Annotated in this window: 3 protein-coding genes; 2 read left to right on the forward strand and 1 reads right to left on the reverse strand. The window is 57.5% G+C overall.

Annotated elements, in window-relative coordinates; genetic code table 11:
• The coding region (locus tag AE618_RS29205; RefSeq protein WP_156330024.1) for a TetR/AcrR family transcriptional regulator at window positions 1-218 on the reverse strand (218 nt) is incomplete at its 3' end.
• Between the two features lie 131 nt (window positions 219-349).
• Between AE618_RS29205 and AE618_RS28345 the strand changes: the two genes are divergently transcribed.
• Together AE618_RS28345 and AE618_RS00210 are read left to right on the forward strand one after the other, a co-directional pair.
• Window positions 350-640 carry a DUF1330 domain-containing protein gene (locus AE618_RS28345; RefSeq protein ID WP_054207054.1) on the forward strand — a complete coding sequence of 97 codons (291 nt, stop codon included), beginning with the start codon at window positions 350-352 and terminating at the stop codon, window positions 638-640.
• 30 nt (window positions 641-670) lie between these two features.
• Window positions 671-972: carboxymuconolactone decarboxylase family protein (locus AE618_RS00210; RefSeq protein ID WP_432704479.1), on the forward strand; the 302-nt coding region annotated here is incomplete at its 3' end.

Below are 972 nucleotides of genomic sequence, written 5' to 3' on the forward strand. Positions count from 1 at the left end.
GCGCGGTCGGGCGAACGTTCGAGATAGCGTTCAAGCGCTTCCATGAACATGGCCTCGCGGCTCTCGAAGGCATTGTAGAAGCTTGAGCGGGTGATCCCCAATCGCTCAGAGAGCGCTTTGACCGAGTTCGCCTGATAGCCGTCGCGCCAGAACGCCATAAGCGCCGCCTCGAGCGCGGCGTCACGGTCAAATTGCGAGGGCCGTCCGGATTTCGACATTTATTTTGTACACTCATGGACACAATCGAACGATCGTTTTATACAGCGCTGTACATAACGCGGCGGCCCGCCCTTGTCGAGGGCAGGCCGGTTCAGCGCTCTGTGTCGTCCGTGCAGGAAGGAGCCCGAAAGTGGCAGCATTTTTTATCGTCACAACCACCGTCAAGGATTCTGAGGCCTACCAAACCTATGTTCAAAGCGTCGGCCCCACTCTGGTGGCTTTCGGCGGCAAGGCGCTGTTGCGCGGCAAGGCTGTAGCTGCCCTGGCGGGAACGATGACGCATCAAATGGTCGGCATCATTGAATTTCCCGACATCGACGAGCTCAACGCCTGGCATGCGTCCGAGGCCTATCAGGTGCTCATTCCTTTGCGCAGCCGGGCTGCCGACATGACGATCACCAGCTACGTCGTCCCGGCGTGATTTCAAGACAACTCGCAAGAAGGACAGCACATGTTTACGTATCACGACAAGAATACGGCACCGGCCGCGTCTGTGCCCTTCATCGATGGCGCGCAGGCCATGTTTGGTTTCGTGCCGAATTTGCATAAAATCCTGGCTGAATCGCCTGCCGCGCATGAGGCCTATTCGACGCTTTACAAGCTGGCGACCGAGAAGACGAACCTCACTCCCGTCGAGGTTCAGGTCGTCATGATGACTTCGAATTATCACAATCGCTGCCATTACTGCATGGCAGGCCATTCGATGATCATGACGATGCTGAAGGCGCCGCAGGACGTCATCGCCGCACTGCG

The organism is Allobosea vaviloviae, assembly GCF_001298265.1.
Lineage (GTDB): Bacteria > Pseudomonadota > Alphaproteobacteria > Rhizobiales > Beijerinckiaceae > Allobosea > Allobosea vaviloviae_B.